Source organism: Phenylobacterium sp., from assembly GCF_020253645.1.
GTDB lineage: Bacteria > Pseudomonadota > Alphaproteobacteria > Caulobacterales > Caulobacteraceae > Phenylobacterium.
The window spans coordinates 1-19,523 of record NZ_JADCBG010000178.1 but is presented as its reverse complement, the minus strand read 5'-3'; the positions used below and the strand labels follow the sequence as shown (position 1 = coordinate 19,523).

Genomic DNA, 19,523 nt, shown 5'->3' with positions numbered 1-19,523 from the left:
TGATCGACCTGCAGGGCGACGGCTGCGTCTCCATGCTGGTCTTCAACGCCGAAGCGCCTGTCGAACGCCTCAATGTCGCTGACACCACCAAGGTGCAGTGGAACGCCTATCTGGGCGCCGGCCGGCTTCTGTTGTCGGACATGGGCCGGGTGCTCTTCTCGATCGTGGAGGACGACGCGGGGACGCATGACTGCTTCTGCGGGGCTTCGAACGAGGCCTCGAACACCCGCCGGTATGGCGACGGAGCGAACTACGGCGACCATCCGAACGCGCGGGACAGGTTCCTCATCGCCGCCGGCAAGCACGGCCTCACCCGCAAGGACGTGCATCCCTGCGTGAACTTCTTCAAGGGCGTCCGGGTTGAGGCCGACGGGGCGCTGACCTTCATTGGCGGGCCCTTCTCCGCTGGGCGCAGCCTGACTCTCCGGGCGGAGATGGACGTGCTGGTGATCCTCGCGAACTGCCCGCATGTCCTCGATCCCCGTCCAGACTACTCGGTCACGCCCGTGAGGGTCACCGCCTGGCGCGGGGAGCCTGCCGCGTCTGACGACCCGATCCGCAAAGCCACCCCGGAAGCCCACCGCGCCTTCCTGAACGTCGAGGATTACTACGCCCGATGAGCCAAGCCCCCGGAACTCGAGGGACCATTGTCCACGACGAAGTCGTTCCCGCCCGCGCGCCGTGGACCTATGAACTGGCGCGTGGAGAGACGCTTCGGATTGTCGACCTGGAGGGCAATCAGGCGGTCGACTTCCTGATGTACGCCGCTCATGACGACGCCGAGCGCTACTCCGCCCAGGACACCGTCGCCGCCCAGGGCAACCTCTTCCTGCGCGCGGGCGCGGTCCTGCTCTCCAATGAGGGCCGGCCGATGATGACCGTCACGGACACCAACGTCGCCTATCACGACACCATCGGCGGGGCCTGCTCGTGCGAGAGCAACACCCTTCGCTATGGCCACCACACCAAGTCCCAGCACGCCTGCGTGGAGAACTTCCTGCAGGGCAACGCCCGCTACCTCCGAAACAAGCGGGACATGGTCTCCAACATCAACTGGTTCATGAACGTGCCGGTCGAGGCGGACGGCGCCCTTGGCATAGTGGACGGTATCTCCGCGCCGGGGCTCTACGTGGACCTGCGCGCGGAGATGGATCTGGTGGTGGTGGTCTCGAACTGCCCGCAGGTGAACAACCCTTGCAACGGCTTCAACCCGACGCCCGTGCGCATGATCATCTCCGCCCCCGGGATGGGGTGAGCCGCGTGTTCGACAAGGTCCTGATCGCCAACCGCGGCGCCATCGCCTGCCGGATCATCCGTACCCTGCGCCGTATGGGCGTGGCCTCTGTGGCCGTCTTCTCAGACGCCGACGCCGGCTCGGCCCACGTCCGGGAGGCCGACGAGGCGGTGCGCATCGGGCCCGCGCCGGCCGGTGAGAGCTATCTGAACATCGAGGCTGTGCTGGCCGCCGCCCGGGCGACGGGAGCGCAGGCGATCCATCCGGGATACGGCTTCCTGTCCGAGAACACGGCCTTCGCCGAGGCCTGTGAGGCGGCGGGGATCGCCTTCATCGGCCCGACGCCGGACAACATCCGCGCCTTCGGCCTCAAGCACACCGCCCGGGACCTGGCCAGGGCGCACGGCGTGCCCCTGGCCCCCGGCACCGACCTCCTGACCGACGCCGGAGCGGCCCTCGCCGCCGCCCGGGAGATCGGCTTTCCCGTCATCCTCAAGGCCACCGCCGGGGGTGGGGGCATCGGCATGAAGGTTTGCGGGACTGAGGGCGAGATCCTCGACGCCTTCGCCTCCGTTGTCAGAATGGCCACCGGAGCCTTCGCCGACGCCGGTGTCTTCCTGGAGCGTTATATCGCCGAGGCCCGGCACATCGAGGTGCAGGTGTTCGGGGACGGGCAGGGCGGCGTGATCGCCCTTGGTGAGCGCGACTGTTCCCTGCAGAGGCGCAACCAGAAGGTCGTGGAGGAGACGCCGGCGCCACACCTGCCGGCCGCTACCCGCAAGTCGCTGGTCGAATCCGCCGTCCGCCTCGCAGGCGCGGTCCGCTACCGCTCCGCGGGGACCGTTGAGTTCCTCTACGACCCCTCAAGGGATGATTTCTTCTTTCTCGAGGTCAACACCCGCCTGCAGGTGGAGCACGGGGTCACGGAAGAGGTCACCGGGGTCGATCTGGTCGAGTGGATGGTCCGGGGCGCCGCGGGCGACTTCAGCTTCATGTCCGACGGCCCGCCCAAGGCCAGGGGCGCGTCGATCCAGGTGCGACTTTACGCCGAGGATCCCGGCAACGACTATCGCCCGAGCAGCGGGGTCCTGACGGACGCGGTCTTTCCAGCCGCCGCCCGCGTCGAGACCTGGGTGGCCCCGGGCTCGGAGATCACCTCGCACTATGATCCCATGATCGCCAAGCTCATCGTCCGCGCTGAGACCCGCCAAGAGGCTGTCCGGGCGATGCAGGAGGCGTTGGGCGGAACCCGGCTCGCCGGCATTGAGACCAATCTCGACTGGCTCCGTACCGTGGCGAGTTCGGAGCCCTTCGTCAGCGGGCGGGTCTCAACCCGGGTCCTGTCAACCCTTCGCCACCAGGCCCGCAGCGTTCATGTGCTTGCCGGAGGCGCGTCGACGACCGTCCAGGACTATCCGGGCCGGCTCGGCTACTGGGATGTCGGGGTGCCGCCCTCCGGCCCCATGGATTCCCTCTCTTTCCGGCTGGCGAACAGGCTTCTGGGCAACCCGGAGTCCGCCGCCGGGCTCGAGATCACCGCCCTTGGTCCCACCCTTGTCTTCAATGCGTCCACGGTCGCCTGCCTCTCGGGCGCCGAGCTGACGGCCAGCCTGGACGGCGCACCCGTCGCGCCGCTGGTTCCTTTCGAGATTTCCGCCGGCCAGACCCTGCGGCTGGGGCGTCTCAGGGGTCCTGGCCTGAGGGCCTATCTCGCCGTCCGTGGCGGCTTCGATGTGCCGGAGTATCTTGGCAGCCGAAGCACCTTCACCCTCGGCGGCTTCGGCGGACATGCAGGTCGCGCCCTGGCTGCCGGCGATGTCTTGCACCTGGCCTCTGAACCTACTCGGCGGGAACCGCCGGCCCTCGGGGTCATCCGGCCTGAAATCACCCGCGCCTGGACAATCCGGGTCCTGCCCGGTCCTCACGGAGCCCCGGATTTCTTTACGCCGGAAGATATGGCCATGATCGCCGGCGTGGAGTGGAAGGTCCACTACAACTCCAACCGCACGGGCGTGCGCCTTCTGGGGCCCAGGCCAGAGTGGGCGCGCCGGGACGGGGGAGAGGCCGGTCTTCATCCCTCCAACATCCACGACAATCCCTATGCGATCGGGGCCGTGGACTTCACCGGCGACATGCCGATCATCCTGGGGCCAGACGGGCCATCGCTCGGGGGCTTTGTCTGTCCCTTTGTTGTGATCTCCGCCGACCTCTGGAAGGTGGGCCAGCTGGCGCCGGGAGATACGCTCCGCTTTCAGGTCGTGTCCGACTCAGCGGCGGCGCAGGCCGAGGCCGCCCAGGACGCCATGCTGGGCCTCGCTCCGGCCGCGCGGCGCCGTCCTCCGCCTGTCTTCGATGATCAGGGGGTGCTGGCCCGGCTTCCCGCTCACGGACGGCGGCCCGAGGTCACCTATCGAAGGCAGGGGGATCGGAGCCTTCTCGTCGAATATGGTCCCATCGTCCTGGACCTCGAGCTGCGCCTCAGGGTTCACGCCCTCTATCTGGAGCTCAGGCGACTGAACCTGCCGGGCATCATCGACCTCACGCCGGGCGTCCGATCGCTCCAGATCCGGTGCGACAACCGCACCCTCGACCAGGGTCGCCTGCTCGATCTCCTTCTGGAAGCAGAGGAGCGGCTGGGCGGGTTGGATGACTTCGAGACCCCGTCGAGGACAGTCCACCTTCCCCTGTCCTGGAAGGATCCGGCGATCTATCAGACCATCGAGAAGTACATGCAGGCGGTGCGGGATGACGCCCCCTGGTGTCCCGACAACATCGAGTTCATCCGCCGGATCAACGGGCTCTCCTCCGAGGAGGAGGTAAGGCGCATCGTCTTTGACGCCGAGTACCTCGTCATGGGCCTGGGGGATGTCTATCTGGGGGCGCCGGTGGCCACCCCCGTGGATCCGCGGCATCGTCTGGTGACGACCAAGTACAATCCGGCTCGCACCTGGACGCCCCCCAATGTGGTTGGCATCGGCGGGGCCTACATGTGCATCTACGGGATGGAGGGGCCTGGCGGATACCAGCTGTTCGGCCGGACGGTCCAGGTCTGGAACACCTGGCGCCAGACGGACGCCTTCGTTGAGGGCAAGCCCTGGCTTCTCCGGTTCTTCGATCGCGTGAAGTTCTTTCCCGTCAGCCATGAGGAGCTGACCACGGCCCGCCGCGACTTCCCCCTCGGCCGGTATCCGATCCGGATAGACGACGGGGTCTTCCGGCTCTCGGACTACCGCCGGTTCCTGGCCAGGAATTCGGAAGAGATCTCCGCCTTCGAGACGCGCCGGCGCCAGGCCTTCGACGCCGAACGGGCGGACTGGGAGGCCAAGGGAGAGTTCGCCCGGATCGAGGCCCTGACGGCGGAATCCCCCGAGACCGCACCGATTTCCGAGATGTCTCTTCCCGAGGGCTGCGAACTGGTCGAGGCGCCCCTTGGCGGCAGCGTCTGGAAGGTGAGCGTCCGTCCCGGAGACCGGGTGGAGGCGGGCGATGTCCTTGCCGTCATCGAGGCCATGAAGACGGAGTGCGATGTTCCCAGCCCGTCTGCGGGGATCGTGCGGGAGGTCTACGCCCGGGAAAGGGAGCCTGTGGCCGCAGGCGCGCCGATCATTGCCCTGGAGATCGCATGAACGCCCTTCAGTCTGCCCGGGAGGCCCTGTCCCGGATCGCCGCCTATGAGGCCATCCAGCCCGAAGTCTGGATCAGCCGGTTCTCTCCCGATCAGGTCCTGGCCGCCGCCGAGGCGGTCGACCTCAGGGTGGCGGCGGGAGAGTCGTTACCCCTCGCGGGACTGACCTTCGCAGTGAAGGACAACATCGACCTCTTCGGCCTGCCGACTACCGCCGCCTGTCCGGCGTTTGCCTACGCGCCCGAGGCCTCCGCGACGGTTGTTGAGCGGCTGCAGGCAGCGGGTGCGGTCGCAGTCGGCAAGACCAATCTCGACCAGTTCGCCACCGGGCTCGTGGGGACGCGAAGCCCTCACGGCGCACCCGCCTGCGTCTTCAACCGCGAGTACATTTCCGGGGGGTCGAGCTCGGGTTCAGCCGTCGCGGTGGCGGCCGGTCTGGTGTCCTTCGCCCTTGGAACGGATACGGCGGGATCCGGACGGGTCCCGGCGGCCTTCAACGGCCTGGTCGGTTTCAAGCCGACCAAGGGACGGTGGAGCACCCGCGGTCTTGTTCCGGCATGTAGATCCCTGGACTGCGTCAGCGTCTTCACGGCGGACGCTTCCCTGGCGCGCCGGATCGACAATGTCCTTGCGGCTTTCGATCCCGGTGACGACTTCTCTCGACCGCCGCGGGACGAGCCCCTTCCCGACGCCGTCCGGCTGGGTGTTCCCCGAGCCGAACAGCTCAACTTCTTCGGGGACGCAGAGGCGGCCGGGTTCTACCGCAGGGCGCTGGAGCGTTTCGGGGGTCACCAGGTCGAGGTCGACATCACGCCTCTCCTGGACGCCGCACGGCTTCTCTACTCAGGACCGTATGTCGCCGAACGCACGGCGTCCCTGAAGGATCTTCTGGCCCGCAACCCGGCTGCGATTGATCCTGTCGTCAGGGCGATCGTCCAGGCAGGTGCAGGCCTCTCCGCAGTGGACGCCTTCGAAGGCGCTTACAGCCTCGCCGCCTGCTCCCGGGCGGCGGAGGCGATCTGGAGCGCGGCCGACCTCCTCGTCCTTCCGACGACGGGCACGATCTACCGGATTTCCGAGATCCGGGCAGAACCCTTTGTCCTCAACGCGAACCTCGGTCTCTATACCAACTTCGTGAACCTGCTCGACCTGTCCGCAGTCTCCGTCCCGGCGGGATTCCGGGCGAACGGCTCCGGCTTCGGGGTCAGCCTGATTGGTCCCGCCTGGGCGGACCAGGCCTTGCTGGACCTCGCCGGCAAGCATGCGGCCTCCGGCGGGTCGGTTCCGCCGCCCCTCGATCTCGGGGGACGGGAGGCTTCTGTCCGACTCTGCGTGGTCGGCGCCCACCTCCACGGGATGCCGCTTCATTGGCAACTGACGTCCCGCAACGCCAGACTTGTCGCGCGCACCCGCACGGCGCCGACCTACCGTCTCTTTGCAATGGCCGGGTCGACGCCGCCGAAACCCGCGCTGATCCATGACGCGGCCGGGGCCTCTCTCGAGGTCGAGGTGTACGAGCTGGGCGTCGAGGCGTTCGGCTCCTTCACGGCCGAGGTTCCGCCTCCGCTGGCGATCGGGACGGTTGCACTTGAGGACGGGTCTTCAGTGAAGGGTTTCGTAGCTGAGCCCAGGGCTGTCCTCGGAGCAGCGGACATCACGCACCTGGGAGGTTGGCGGGCATACGTCGCCAGCCTCTGAAATCACTCCGCCCTGGATGGCTCCGCTCCCGAGAGCGCCAGAAGTTCGGCTGGAGGCCGCCGGTTCTTTTCCGTCAGCGGGAAGTCGTAGACGGCGGAAGAGCCGAACCGGTGCGGTGCGTGGGGGTCATGTCTCCGCTTGTCGAAGGCCAGAACCCGGTCGCCAAGCTTGAAGGCCTCCTTGATGTCGTGGGTCACCATGAGGATGGTGAGCCCGTGCTCGCGCCAGAGTTCGTCGATCAGGCCATGCATGTCGAGGCGGATGCCGGGATCAAGCGCACCGAAGGGTTCATCGAGGAGCAGGATCCGGGGTTTGCGCACGAGGGCCTGCGCGATGGCGAGCCTCTGCTGCATTCCGCCCGAGAGCTGGGAAGGGTATGCGTTCAGGCTATGCGACAGGCCCACCCGCGCCAGCATCTGCGCAGCTTCGTCCAGAGCCGCCTTCCGGCGCTTTCCGAACAGACGGCCCAGGAACATGGATCCTGAACACTCCAGCCCGAAGGCGACGTTCTCAAGCGCCGTCAGGTGCGGAAAGACGGAATAGCGCTGGAAGACGACGCCCCGGTCAGGACCGGGTTCCGGTTGCAGCGGCTCGCCGTTCAGGAAGATGGCTCCGCGGGAGGGCGCTTCCTGGCCGATGATCAGCCGGAGAAATGTGCTCTTGCCGGCGCCCGAGGGTCCCACGATGGAGACGAAGCTCCCGCGGGAGATCTCAAGGTTCACCTTCTCCAGAACGATCCGGTCGCCGTACTCCACCCAGACATCGCGGATCGACAAAAGGACGTCCTTCATTCCGCACCCCTCGTGTGGTCCCAGGGGAAAAACTTGCGGCTGATCCAGGACAGAAGCAGACCCATGAGAACCGCCAGAAGCGAGATCCAGGCCACATACGGCAGGATCACATCCATGGCGAGGTACCGCCTGACCAGGAAGATCCGGTAGCCAAGCCCGACATCCGAGGCGATGGCTTCGCCTGCGATCAGGAAGACCCAGGCGGGCCCCAGAGACAGACGGAGTCCCTTCAGGAGCTTGGGCATGGCCTGCGGCAAGGCGAGACGGAGCGCGATCTGCCAGGTCGAGGCGCCAAGCGTCTGGGCCTTGACCATCTGTTCCTCCGGGATCGCGCCGACCTGGCTCGCAAGGTCCCTGACCATGAAGGGGGTGATGCCGATGACGATAAGCGCCACCTTCGCCGTCTCGCCAAGTCCTAGGGCGATGAACAGGACCGGCAGGACGGCGATGGGCGGAATCACCGCGATCGCCGCGACGAGAGGGCCAAGGGTGGCCCGGGCGACCGGAAGGAGGCCGAGAACCAGGCCGAACGCCAGGGTCACGCCGGTAGAGATGCCAAGGCCCAGGATCAGCCGGTGCAGGCTCGCCACGGTGTCGGCCCAGAGAGGAATGGAGCCAGTGACCGGATCCACCTCGAGGGACATGCGGATCCAGGCGGACCACATGGCCTCGATGGGCGGCAGGAGCTTGTCCGCGGGGTTCTCAGCCTGCCGTGCAGCGGACGCCACGACATAGCCGATGGCCACCAGGGCCAAGGGCGCGGCCCCGAGGAAGACCTTGCCGCCACGACCAGGCCTGATGTTCACCAAACGGCGCATGGGGCGCAGCAACAGGACTTCTAGAGTCCGCCCGCAGCCGCCATGGCCATATAGCTGGGGTCGAACCGCAGCTTGATGTTCTGGGGATCACCCTGGACTACGCCGTTTGGAAACGAGATCCCGATGGCGTCCACGGATGTCGCCCCCTGCCCGAAGAGGCCCTCTGCAAAGCTGAAGCGTCGGACGCGGTCGCTCGCGGTGACAGCTTCCGGACTGTTCAGGTAGGCCACGGCGTCCTGAGGCTTGTAGTACATGTAGGTTGTCTTCAGCTGGGCGTCATAGCCGGCGAGATCGGTCCCGGAGAGCTGGGCCATGGCCGTCCTCGCCGCGATCGCCGCCGGTGAAGACCCCTGCATGAGCCCCAGCACCTCATACCAGATCCCGACAAGGGCCTTCCCGAGGTCCGGGTTTTCTTTCAGCTTGTCCGTGGCGACCACCATCATGTCGAGGATTTCGCCGGGAATCTTCGAGGAATCGAACACCAGGTTGGCGTCCGGCATGCGGTCGATCTCGAGAAGCATGGGGTTCCAGGTCGCCATGGCCGAGACCTCCGGGGTCGGCCAGGCCGCAACCATGTCCGCATCCGAAGTGTTGACCAGTTTCACGTCCGATTGCTTGAGGCCGACGCTTTCCAGGGCCCGGGCGAGGAAGTACTGGGATACCGATCCCTGCACGAGGTTGACAGGCTGCCCCTTGATCTGGGCGAGGCTTGTCTTGCCCTTCAGGAGCACGCCGTCGTTTCCGTTGGAGTAATCTCCCACGATCAGGGCGGTGGTGTCCCGCCCTCCGGCCGCCGGGAGCGTCAGGGCGTCCATGTTGGTCGACGTCACCGCATCCAGCTTGCCCGAGGTGAACTGGTTCAGGCTTTCGACATAGTCGTTGATCTGGATGAGATTGATGGTGATGCCGTACTTGTCGGCCCACTTTTTGACGATGCCGTTTTGCACGGCGTAGGGCCAGGGCATCCAGCCTGCGTAGATTGTCCAGCCGACCGTGTAGACCTTTCCGCCACCCGGGCCCGAGCCGCTCTTCTGGGCGCCTGTCCCCGGGGAACAGGCCGCAAGAAGCGTCATCGCCGCGCCCGCCAGCAGTGACCTGCGGCTCCAGTTTGATCCCGACATCCGCATCCCCTCGTTCAGTGATCTTTGACCGCCAGCCGGCCCGGCGAGTATTACGGACTGTGCGGGGCGTAATATTCCAGCCGTCAGAGGGTCGCCGCAGCGAGAACGTCCCACGGCGCCCGGAAACTGGGCGACTGGCGGCGAAACCGCATCAGGAACGATCAATCGGACCGCTTTCCAGCCGGCGAAGTACGAATTGTAATTATTACGTGAACGCTGCTTCGTAATATTTTTTGGCACCAAGGAGGGAAGGCGAATTGCGGCGAAACTTCAGGTCCATACCCGTTATCGACATCGGCGGCCTCTACGCCTCCGAACTTGAAAGCCGGCGCGCCGTCGCCCGGGAGATCGAAGCCGCCGCGCGCGATGTCGGCTTCTTTTACATCACCGGCCACGCCGTCCGTGACGCAGCGCGAGAGCGGATGCTGGCCGCCGCGGAGCGGTTCTTTTCACTGCCGCTGAGCGAGAAGATGGACGTCTACATCGGCAAGTCCAAGAACCACTCCGGGTACGTGCCGGAAGGAGAAGAGGTCTTTTCCAGCGGCAAGATCGACAGGAAGGAAGCCTTTGACGTGGGTCTCGACTATTCGGGACCTCCGACAGGGGGCATGCTGGGGCCCAACCTCTGGCCCGGCCTCGAGGGTTTCCGGGCGGACGTTTCTGCCTATTACGCGGAGGTGCAGGCCCTGGCGCGGGTCCTCTTTCGCGGGTTCGCTCTGGCGCTGGGCGAGGCTGAGGACTTCTTTGAGTCCAAGCTTTCCGCGCCTCCCTCCCAGCTCAGGCTGATCCACTATCCCTTCGATCCGGAGGCCTTGGACGCCCAAGGCATCGGGGCTCATACCGACTATGAGTGCTTCACCATCCTCTACTCCACAGAGCCAGGCCTCGAGGTGATGAATGGCGAGGGCGACTGGATTGACGCTCCGCCCGTTCCGGGAGCTTTTGTCATCAATATCGGCGACATGATCGAGACCTGGTCGAACGGCGCCTTCGTCGCGACCAGCCATCGCGTGCGCAAGGTCCCTGCGGAGCGCTACTCCTTTCCCTTCTTCGCCACCTGCGACTACGAGACTCCAGTCGAGCCGCTCCCCCGGTTTGTGACCCCCGAGAAGCCTGCGGCATATCCCAGGATCATCTCGGGCGAACATCTCTTTGCGCAGACCGCACAGACCTTCGCCTACCTCAAGAGGCGCATCGCCGAGGGGGCCGTGACCCTCCCGCAGGGTGCGCTCAGCCTGGAGAGCTATGGACAGCAGGCGCGGGCCCGGTCCCCCGTAAGATGAGCCTTCTTCAGTTGGCCTTGTCCCGGGCGCAGGCAGGCCCCCTGGCTGTCCCGGATTGGACCCTGGGATGCTTCCGCAGGCGCTGCATCACCTTCGCTTCCGGCCTGGAAGACACAACAACCCGGGTGATCTGGATCCAGAGCCATGGCCTGACGGCGGACCTTCGCCTTCCCCTTATTCGACCGGATGTCCGGGCCGCAGGGTCCCTGGAGCACTGTACGGACGAGCAGCGCGCAGAGCTCGCCAGGGGAGAAGGCTTTGTCGCAAGGACCTCCTGGGACGGCGCCTTGATGCGATGGGACGCATTCGCCGCCTTTCACCCTTATGACAAGTGGCCTGAGCCGGGGCGTCTTGAGCGAGTTGGCGCCTGTCTGATCGAGTGGGCTCCCAGCGGGGTCTATGTGGAGGACTGGCGGTTCCAGCCTGGAGCCGCCGGTCTCCTGGTCGGTCTGGAGCTCCTCAGCGAGACCGGAACGGACGGGCGACCAGCCCAGAGGTCTGGCGGCCTCGTCATCTCGGGAGATCACGCCCTTCTCGTGCTGGGCCGCCGCCAGAGCCTGCCCGAGGGCCGCGCCCACGAGCTTTTGCGTTCGGACCCCAGTCTTTGGCGGACGGCCTTCGACTGCCAGGTCGCCTATGCAAGGCGCGACGAGAGCGGTTGGCCTGTGGTTCTCGCCGTTGACCCCTTCATGGAGGGTTGCGCCCTCTTTGACGACGCAGCCTTCCGACCCGGCCCTTCGGCCGATCTTCTGGTCCAGGCCAATCCCTCCCGGGATGGGGACTGGGCGGAAAGGCTCTGGCGGATCGACACCCTTCTTCCCGGGTTTCCCGCCCCCTTGTCCACTCAGGCGACACCCTCGGGACTGGACTGGCTCAGGCGTGAATCGGACGCCCTCGGGCTCTCCGGCAGCTCCGTATAGGGTGCAGGCAGATTCAGGAGTTCCGGGGGGAGACCTCCGCCCTGCGCCTCGGCGCCCTGCGGCGGTCTCACGGCGCCCGGGCGTCCGCGTCGGCCCCGAGGGCGCGCAGGATCCTCCGGGCCTGCTGGCGGGAGAGATCGTCCAGCAGAGGCGTCTCTTCGCCCGGACCCGAGTGAAGGTCCGCAAAGCCATGCACGGCGGTCCATGCGAAGTACTGGTCCGCCGCCGTCGCGGTGCTGATCCTTCCGAAGGCCTCCAGTTCGGCCAGCGATTTTCCGAGCCACATGTAGGTCGGGGCTCTTGATGGGTCCCGGAAGCGACTTTTGCATCCGGCCGGCCCGAACATCAGCCGCCAGAGGCCGTAGTGAGTCCGGGCGAAGGTGACGTAGGCCAGCACCAGCCCCTCGAAGCGCGTCAGCGCATCGGCCCTGTCCCGGGCGGAGGAGCCCACGGGCATGGCGGCTTGGAACCGCTCTCCAAGCAAGGCGAAGCCAGCCTCTGCGACCGTCTTCAGGATGGCGTCACGATCTTCGAAGTGTCGGTAGATCGCCCCTGGGGAAACTCCTAGCCGCCGCGAGATCTCCCGCATGGACAGGTTCTCTATGGCGCCGTCGCGGGCAGCCGCCATCGCGAGCGCGATCACGGCGTCACGGAGCTGGCCATGGGGGCGCGAGATCCGCTCCACCGAAGGCGGAGATGCAGAAACTGGCGTGATCACTGTTTACGTACGCTGTAAAATTGATAATGTGATCACTGATTACACCGATCGCCCGAGGAGGCGCCAATGATTTCGTCGACCCGAACCCGGACGCAGCAAACCCGTATGGTCGCCACCCCCCTGGGAGATCTCGCCGTCCGGGTCGCCGGCTTCGGACCTGCAAAGGTGGTCCTTTGGCCGTCCATCTTCACGGACGGACACATCTACGATGGTCTTGTCTCCCGGCTCGCGGCCGAAGCCACCTTCTTTCTCATCGACGGGCCCGGTCACGGCCTCAGCCCGGGCGTGCCCCGCGAGTTCACCATGGCCGAGGCCGCCTCGGCCTGGCTCTCGGTGATGGACAGCTTCGGGCTCAACCGCGCCGCGGTGGGAGGGGTGTCCTGGGGCGGCCTTGCGGCGGCCGAGGTGGCGCTGACCGCACCCAGTCGCGTCGAGCGGCTGATCCTGATGAACACCCCGATGGATGTATCCGGAGACCAGCCCAAGTTCCGGGACCGGTTGATCGCCTTCGGCGCCCGCTGGATGGTGCGTGGCAAGATGTTCCGCGATGGCGTGGCGGGCAGCTTTTTCGACCCCGGGACCCTGGCCTCGAGCCCCTCCTACCGCGAGGCCTTCCACGGCATGCTGACCGCCTCAGATCCGGTCGCCCTGGCGGCGTCGGTGCGGTCCGTGATCCTGCACGGTGAACCCCTCCGCTCGCGCTTGGCCCGGATTTCCGTCCCGACTCTCCTCATCGCGGGCAAGGAGGACGCCCTCTATCCGCTCGAGGGCCAGGCCAGCGCCGCCCTCCTGCTTCAGGACGGTCGCTTTGAACCTGTCGCCGGTCGCCACATCTCACCCGTGGAGGCTCCGGACGAGGTCGCCGCATCCCTTCGGGCCTTCCTGGCGCACGACAGGCTGCCATGACGATCGCAGTCCTCGGCGCCACAGGGGCTCAGGGCGGCGCAGTAGTCCGCGCCCTGCTGTCTCGGGGCCAGCCGGTTCGGGCCTTGACGCGCCGGCCCGACAGTGAACCCGCCCTTGCGCTTGCCCGAAGCGGCGTGGAGGTCGTCCCCGCAGACCTCGACCGTCCCGAGACGCTGGCGCCGGCCCTGCGGGGGGCCTCAAGCATTTTCTCCGTCCAGGACTTCTATGCGCCCGGGGTCGGCCTGGCGGGCGAGATCCGCCAGGGTCGGGCCCTGATTGCCGCAGCCCGGTCGGCGGGAGCGACCCACATTGTGCAGTCGACCATGGGCGATGGGCGCATCCCCGGGGGACCCGCCCACTTCCTCTCCAAGGCTGTGCTCGAGCAGGACCTCCGGAAGAGCGGATTGGGCTGGACCTTCCTCGGGACGGTCTGGTTCCTGGACAATCTGCTGAACCCCGCCATGCAGCCCAGCCTGATCTTTCCCGTTCTTTCGGGAAGCCTGAAGCCATCCACCCCCTTCCAGATGCTCGCCCTGGACGACCTGGGGTGGGTCGCCGCGGAGGCGCTCGGAAACCCCGACGCCTGGCGGGGGCGGAAGGTCAACCTGGCCGGGGATGTCCTGACCGTCAGCCAGATGAAGCGCGCCTACAGGGAGGTCACGGGGCGTCGACCGAAGTCCTGGCCTCTGCCCGCAACCCTGTTCCGGCGCCTGGCGCCGGAGTTCGCCGCCCAGTTGAAATGGCACAACGAGGTCGGCTTCGCCTTTGATGCTGAGGATCTCCGGCGCCTGAAGCCGGACGCCCGGACATTCGCCGGTTTCCTGAAGGAGGCGGGAATCCGGAACCTCTGAGGCATCAAGCCCATCGCGCGGGCTCGGAGGCTTTGGGAAAGCGGGGAGGGCAAATCTGCAGGTAGACCCTGGGAGGGCGAACGGGGTGTGTCCATGGGCCGTTTTGCGCCCTGGCCGGCGTTCCGGCGGGCTGATCGGGAGTGTTGGCGGGTAGCCGCCCGGGCGTCGCGCCCGGAATCCGTCAGACTCACTCCATGAGCACCCTGTTCCGCCTCTCCGGCGCCCGCGGTGATGACCTGGACGTCGCCACCTGGTTCGAGGCCAGCGACGATGCAATCCGCTGTCTCACGCTGCATTGGTTCGAGCGCATCCGCGCCTGCGGGCTGGATGTTGTGGAACTGATCCATGACCACCAGCCCACCGCCTGCGTCGGCGCCGCCGCCTTCGCCTACGTCGCCGCCTATCGCGCCCGCGCCGCCGTGGGCTTCTTCCAAGGCGCAGACCCGGCGGACCCCGCCGGCGTCCTCGAGGGGGCCGGCAAGCGCATGCGCCAGGTCAAGCTGAAGTGGGGCCAGCCGGCGCCCGAGGCGGCCCTCGTGGACCTCATCGCCAAGGCCTAAGTGGACATCCGGGAGCAGCTGATTGTCGGGCGTAGATATTCCGGCTAGGTCGGACCTAATTGGTCCCCGCTGCGCGGGCCGATGGCCAGGCCAGTTCATTCCTGCAGGCTTGCCCTTCGATCGGATAGGCCGAGTGCCCCCCGACCCTTCGGCAAGGGAAGTTGCGGGTCATCAACCTCGGAGGGATTGGCGACAAGCCATTCGACTGCGATTAGGCGCTCCCGGGGTTATTGAAAAGTCAATTAAAACAAATAGAAAATGGCGATTATCTGAAGTTTCACTATTAATTGAATGCTGAGTTGGTTTATCATAGACAGAATGAAAAATATATGGCGTCCTGACCTCGTGGATCGAAATGGAGGGACACATGCGGCATTGGCTCATGTTGACGACAGCGGTGATCCTGGCGTCGCCAGTTGCACCAGCGATGGCGCAGGATCGCCAGGAGACGGCGAGATCAAGGGATCCCTCTGACGTGAGCGAGGTTGTCGTCGTCGCCCGTCGGCGCGAGGAGCGGCTGAGGGACGTACCCGTTGCGGCCAGTGTCGTTGATTCTGAACTGGTGAATGCCCGTGGAGGCGTCACAGATCCGGAGAAACTCCTTCAAGGCATTCCCGGCGTCCGCTATGTGAACACCGTCTCACCAACGACGGCTGAAACTTCGATCCGGGCCTCTGGGACCAGCCGCGGGACCTTCGCCGAGTCCGCAATTGGCCTCTATCGGGACGGCGTCTATGTCGGCGGCGGGTTACTTGGCGGGCGCAATTTTGCTCGCGCCGACCTGTTTGACATTGACCGCGCAGAAGTTCTGCGAGGCACTCAGAGCGCCCTGTACGGTCGAAATGCTGTCGGCGGCGCGATAAATATCCTCACCAAGCGGCCACAATTCGAGCAGAGCGGGTATCTCGATGCCAAATATGGATTTGGTAATGAGCAGTATCAGGTCCAGGGAGCCTTCAATACAAATTTAGGAGACAGCGTCGCAGTTAGGATTGGAGGTCAGTTATTTGATCAAAAGTCAGGATACTTTCGGAATCGATCACGTAATGAATATTTTGATATTGAAAAAGGGCATATCGGTCGGGCGCAAATTCAGTTCAGAAACGAGAATATTGCAATCAATGCGTTGATTGAAAATCAAGTATCTAACCTTCCAGCTCTGAATTGGCAGTTAGCGATCCCTGCGGGAGGTTCCTGGCCGAGGGGATATGTGAGTGAGAAGAGAACCTATGATTGGAGCTCACCCTCCCTGGCTAAGCAGCAGATCAATAGCGCAATTCTCTCCGTAGATTATGAATTGGGATCAGTCAAAATTGTCTCGACAACATCATACAGAAATAGATTAACTAAAAATGCTTTTGACCAAGATAGCTTGGATAAAAGTACATATGATTCGCTCCGTGCGAACGGTACCCTAGTAGGGGTAATCGATTTCAGTACGGCTCAGAGAAGTCAGGATGATGTTGATACATTGTATCAAGACATTCACATTCTCGGGGATTATTCAGATACATTTAAATGGCTAACTGGAGCAGAGCTACTCAATCTGAAAAGTGATTATCAACAGGACAACGCCCGGACCCCGACGACATCTAATCCCTCCCGGGGAACTCGCCAGCCGGCAAATCAGGAAATCAAATCCTATGCAGTCTATGGATCATTTGATTTTAAACTGACGGAATCCCTAGGCATAGGAGCTGAGGCGCGTTTCGCTGACGATACAAAGGACTTTTACTCAGAACGTTTCGACCTCTCTACAGGCCTGAGTGCCGGGCCGCGTTACCGTATTGAAGGGTCCCGGCAGTCCCAAAACTTCACGTACAATCTAACAGCTTCGTATCGTGCTGGCGGATGGCTGAGCTACGCAAAGGTCGGCACCGCGTACAGGACGGGTGGATTCAACCGCGATCTGGGTGATCCCAGGGCGCCTCGTCCTGTTATTCCAAGCTTCGGAGATGAGTACGCGACCACCTATGAAGTCGGTGCAAAGGGCAATCTCATGCGTGGGGTTTACCTTGAGGGCGCTGCCTATCGAACTGAAACTGAAGACCTCTTGGTGCAGTTGGATAATGGATGCAGCCTGATTACTCCTGCGTGTCCCGTCGCAGCCACACCCTTTATGATCAATGCGGGAAAGGGTGAATCGTGGGGTCTTGAGGCATTCCTCAACGCCGTGGCCAATGTTGGAGACGGAAGAGTTCGCCTCAGCCTTGGAGGGTCGCGGCAGGGTGGGAAGGTCACCTCTGGGCCTTTCAAGGGCGCAAGCTTTCCCCAAGTGCCGGACTGGGTGGGGTCTGCCAACCTGAATTACCGCATTCCGTTCCGTGAGGGAGCCGATCTGGTTGCAAACCTTGCCTACCGGGCCCAGTGGGGGGGCGTTCAGGAGATTGCTGGCACGCCCAGGCTCTCCGATTACCAGCAGGTCGATGCCCGCATCGCCATGGACTTCGGTCGATGGGAGGCTGCAATCTTTGCGAACAACGCCACAAATTCGACCTATGTGAATTTCGCCAGTGCGACGGTCAAGCGATGGAGCCAGCCACGGCTGTATGGCCTGCAGTTGCGTTACCAGTGGCGATAGGAGAAACAGGAGCGGGCGGTTCTCGGCCCGTAGTTTGATGCTGGGCGACTTTTGTTGGGAAACTCCGGAACGTTGGCTGATCGTATTCGACCAGCTGAGAAGGCCAAAGGGCGCCGGGGACGGCCCTCACACCGTGAGGATCGGGCGAATGAAGTCCTCGATGCCGCTGCTCGAGTTCTGAACGCCCAGGGCCTTACGAATACCTCGCTGGAGGCTGTCGCCGCTTCCTTGGGTGTCACAAAGAGTGCGCTCTACTACTACTTTCGGAATAAACAGGAGCTGGTCTTCAAATGCTATCTGAGATCTTGCGAGGTGGCATGCGCCGCTGTCGAGAAATCTCTCGGTGAGGAAGGCACCGGTAGGGACAGGCTCGAATCTTATATCCGGCGTCAGATTTCGCCGGATAATCCGCCTGTAGCGTTTGTTGGTGAGATTGAGTTCCTGGAGCCGCAGCAAAGGGATTCCCTTCGTATCTGGGTCCGCAGGCACCACGAAGCCTTGGTGCAATTGCTAGAAGAGTCGACGAGGGATGGCAGCCTCGTCATGCCAGCGCCAAATCTCGTCGTTTACTCCCTGAAGGGCGCTTTGAATTGGATGACCGTCTGGTTTGATCCCGGCGGGCCCCTTGATCGTCAGGATATCGCTGAGGCCTTTATCGACCTCTTCATGTTCGGCCTGGCGCCCCGCGACCAACGTCCGCTGAGGCAGGCAATTCAGCCTGTGCGACTTGATCCCCCACCGGAGCCGTTGGCGTTTGACAGGGCTGAGCATGCGAGTAGACGTCGTGATGTTCTGGTCCGCGCAGGTTCCGAGTTTTTCAATGAGAATGGATTCGATAATTGTACACTTGAAGATATAGCAGGTGGATTGGGTATCAGCCGCAGTGCGCTCTATCACTACGTTTCGAGCAAAGAGTATTTGCTATATGCGGGATTTGTGCGTTCGCTCGATATAACAGAAATAATACTCAAAAATGTGGATTCATTTAATGAAGAAGGGTGTAGAAAAATTGAGCGTACTATCAGGTCTGCCGTCGAGCTCCAGGCGAGCCAAGCTGGTCCGATCGCGAATTACGCCCGGCTAAAATCGCTTACTCAGGAGCATGCGTCAGAGGTGCGCGATCGCTCGAATGCCTTGGAAGCCCGACTTGCGGGTTTCTTCAATCGGGGGCTGACGGATGGAAGCATCAGACCCCTGGATTCCAGAATGGCGAGACTCGCCTTGCTGGGCGCCATCAACTGGTTACCTCGCTGGTTTACGCCTGCGGTTTCATTCGATGCCGACTCGGTCGCCGCCAACCTGGTCCACCTCTTCATTCATGGACTGGTCCCTCGGCGTTTATGACGTCCTCTTCAGGATCGTGATTCCATCCGGGGTTGGTGCGGTGATCCCCTCACGCGCCGTGTGCGATGATTTCAGGTAGGCGTTCCAAAAGCAGATCTCTCGTGCGTGGAGGGTATCGGTGGCTTCGGGTTGGTTGGGCGGAGCGTCGAAGTCGACGTGCCGCGCTCCCTCAACGAACACCTTGTACTTGTCTCGTGGAGGGCTCAAGCGCCAGGGCTCCAGGCGCCATTCCGGCGTTTCTCCGTTTGCGCCGTAATCCTTTGACCCTGAAACCCAAAGGGTGGGGCGAAGAAGGCGATCAAAGCTGTTTGCTCGCAAGCCCATTCGCCCCGGGCCTTGCCCGCTGATCACCATAAGGGCGCCAAATCGCGTGTCGGAGAAATCACTTGCGTTCGTCGTCGTGAAGATTTGGGCGCCCCCGAGAGCCATCGTTGTGTAGGCGCCGTAAGAATGACCCGCCATGCCAATGCGACGGCGGTCGACAATTGGCGCGCCATTTGGCCAACCGTGCCCATCAAGTCCTGCAGACAGGAGACGCTTGATGTCGCTGATGCGACTTTCAAGATAGGCGGGGTCTTCCAATTTTCGCACCAAGTCAGCCCGCGCAGTCGTGTCGTTGGTGCTCGTGGCCAGTTGGCGCATGACGATCGCCAAGTCTTCCCCCAGTTTAGTCCTTAGGGGTGATGGCCGGATCGAGTCTGCGTGCGTCGGGTGGGCGGTGATGTAGCCGGCTCGCACCCACGCTTCGCTCGTTCTCGAAAAGGCGTCCATATTGCTGCTCAATCCGTGGCTAAACACAATGAGCGGCAGTGGCCCTTTAGCACCTCGAGGCCAGCGTAGGCGGACCTCAAATCGTCGCCCTCGAGGGGCCGTTAATTGGATGACTTCGGTTTGCCCTGCGACTGCAACTGGAGACGCCGTCAAGGTGGGCGCCGTCAGGGCGGTGGCCAGTCCGATCAGGGCTGTCCTACGCTGCATGGGTGACCCATATAATTATTTAAACAGTTGGACTGATTATGTACTAGAGGATAGAATTAATGCAAGCGGAGGGTGGGATGACCCGGAGGCAGTTT

Annotated in this window: 16 protein-coding genes; 11 read left to right on the top strand and 5 right to left on the bottom strand. The window is 63.8% G+C overall.

The features are described from left to right. From INE98_RS11680 to atzF, 4 genes are all read left to right on the top strand, one after another. The coding region (locus INE98_RS11680) for an urea amidolyase associated protein UAAP1 (protein WP_293539106.1) at positions 1–620 on the top strand (620 nt) is incomplete at its 5' end. Further along, on the top strand, positions 617–1,255 hold the full coding sequence (locus INE98_RS11675) for an urea amidolyase associated protein UAAP2 (protein ID WP_293539105.1): 639 nt from the start codon (positions 617–619) through the stop codon (positions 1,253–1,255). The genes INE98_RS11680 and INE98_RS11675, both read left to right, overlap by 4 nt. Before the next feature lie 5 nt (positions 1,256–1,260). Then, the gene (gene uca / locus INE98_RS11670; RefSeq protein WP_293539104.1) at positions 1,261–4,860 is read left to right on the top strand and encodes an urea carboxylase; all 3,600 of its coding nucleotides are present in this window, start codon (positions 1,261–1,263) and stop codon (positions 4,858–4,860) included. After that, complete coding sequence (gene atzF / locus INE98_RS11665) at positions 4,857–6,557, top strand: allophanate hydrolase (protein WP_293539103.1); 1,701 nt, start codon at positions 4,857–4,859, stop codon at positions 6,555–6,557. Before uca ends, atzF begins: the two co-directional genes overlap by 4 nt. 2 nt (positions 6,558–6,559) lie before the next feature. Here atzF and INE98_RS11660 read toward each other — a convergent pair whose 3' ends face one another. Genes INE98_RS11660 through INE98_RS11650 form a run of 3 tightly spaced genes read right to left on the bottom strand, consistent with a single transcriptional unit; the run spans position 6,560 to position 9,287 of the window. Then, on the bottom strand, positions 6,560–7,348 hold the full coding sequence (locus tag INE98_RS11660) for an ABC transporter ATP-binding protein (RefSeq protein ID WP_293539102.1): 789 nt from the start codon (positions 7,346–7,348) through the stop codon (positions 6,560–6,562). Next, the gene (locus INE98_RS11655; protein WP_293539101.1) at positions 7,345–8,154 is read right to left on the bottom strand and encodes an ABC transporter permease; all 810 of its coding nucleotides are present in this window, start codon (positions 8,152–8,154) and stop codon (positions 7,345–7,347) included. The genes INE98_RS11660 and INE98_RS11655 overlap by 4 nt, the downstream gene beginning before the upstream one ends. A gap of 32 nt (positions 8,155–8,186) precedes the next feature. Then, complete coding sequence (locus INE98_RS11650; protein WP_293539100.1) at positions 8,187–9,287, bottom strand: putative urea ABC transporter substrate-binding protein; 1,101 nt, start codon at positions 9,285–9,287, stop codon at positions 8,187–8,189. Positions 9,288–9,544: 257 nt separating this feature from the next. On the opposite strand from INE98_RS11650, the gene INE98_RS11645 reads away from it, so the two are divergent. Together INE98_RS11645 and INE98_RS11640 are read left to right on the top strand one after the other, a co-directional pair. Further along, positions 9,545–10,570 carry a 2-oxoglutarate and iron-dependent oxygenase domain-containing protein gene (locus tag INE98_RS11645; protein ID WP_293539099.1) on the top strand — a complete coding sequence of 342 codons (1,026 nt, stop codon included), beginning with the start codon at positions 9,545–9,547 and terminating at the stop codon, positions 10,568–10,570. Further along, complete coding sequence (locus INE98_RS11640; RefSeq protein WP_293539098.1) at positions 10,567–11,490, top strand: hypothetical protein; 924 nt, start codon at positions 10,567–10,569, stop codon at positions 11,488–11,490. Before INE98_RS11645 ends, INE98_RS11640 begins: the two co-directional genes overlap by 4 nt. Positions 11,491–11,557: 67 nt before the next feature. Here INE98_RS11640 and INE98_RS11635 read toward each other — a convergent pair whose 3' ends face one another. Then, positions 11,558–12,208: a TetR/AcrR family transcriptional regulator gene (locus INE98_RS11635; protein WP_293539097.1), complete on the bottom strand. Its 651-nt coding sequence runs from the start codon at positions 12,206–12,208 to the stop codon at positions 11,558–11,560. Positions 12,209–12,274: 66 nt separating this feature from the next. Here INE98_RS11635 and INE98_RS11630 point away from each other — a divergent pair, with 66 nt between their 5' ends. The 5 genes from INE98_RS11630 (at position 12,275) to INE98_RS11610 (ending at position 18,450) form a co-directional block, all read left to right on the top strand. Next, the gene (locus INE98_RS11630; protein WP_293539096.1) at positions 12,275–13,114 is read left to right on the top strand and encodes an alpha/beta hydrolase; all 840 of its coding nucleotides are present in this window, start codon (positions 12,275–12,277) and stop codon (positions 13,112–13,114) included. Further along, the gene (locus INE98_RS11625; protein WP_293539095.1) at positions 13,111–13,965 is read left to right on the top strand and encodes an NmrA/HSCARG family protein; all 855 of its coding nucleotides are present in this window, start codon (positions 13,111–13,113) and stop codon (positions 13,963–13,965) included. Before INE98_RS11630 ends, INE98_RS11625 begins: the two co-directional genes overlap by 4 nt. Before the next feature lie 194 nt (positions 13,966–14,159). After that, a complete protein-coding gene (locus tag INE98_RS11620) occupies positions 14,160–14,525 on the top strand; it encodes a DUF1801 domain-containing protein (RefSeq protein ID WP_293539094.1) in 366 nt (121 codons plus the stop codon). Positions 14,526–15,000: 475 nt separating this feature from the next. After that, positions 15,001–17,106 carry a TonB-dependent receptor gene (locus INE98_RS11615; RefSeq protein ID WP_293539093.1) on the top strand — a complete coding sequence of 702 codons (2,106 nt, stop codon included), beginning with the start codon at positions 15,001–15,003 and terminating at the stop codon, positions 17,104–17,106. Positions 17,107–17,178: 72 nt separating this feature from the next. Further along, the gene (locus INE98_RS11610; RefSeq protein WP_293539092.1) at positions 17,179–18,450 is read left to right on the top strand and encodes a TetR family transcriptional regulator; all 1,272 of its coding nucleotides are present in this window, start codon (positions 17,179–17,181) and stop codon (positions 18,448–18,450) included. On the opposite strand, the gene INE98_RS11605 is transcribed toward INE98_RS11610, so the two are convergent. Then, entirely contained in the window at positions 18,445–19,104 is a 660-nt protein-coding gene (locus tag INE98_RS11605) for a hypothetical protein (protein ID WP_293539091.1), read from the bottom strand. The two genes, INE98_RS11610 and INE98_RS11605, sit on opposite strands and share 6 nt — an antisense overlap. Positions 19,105–19,523 lie beyond the last annotated feature (419 nt).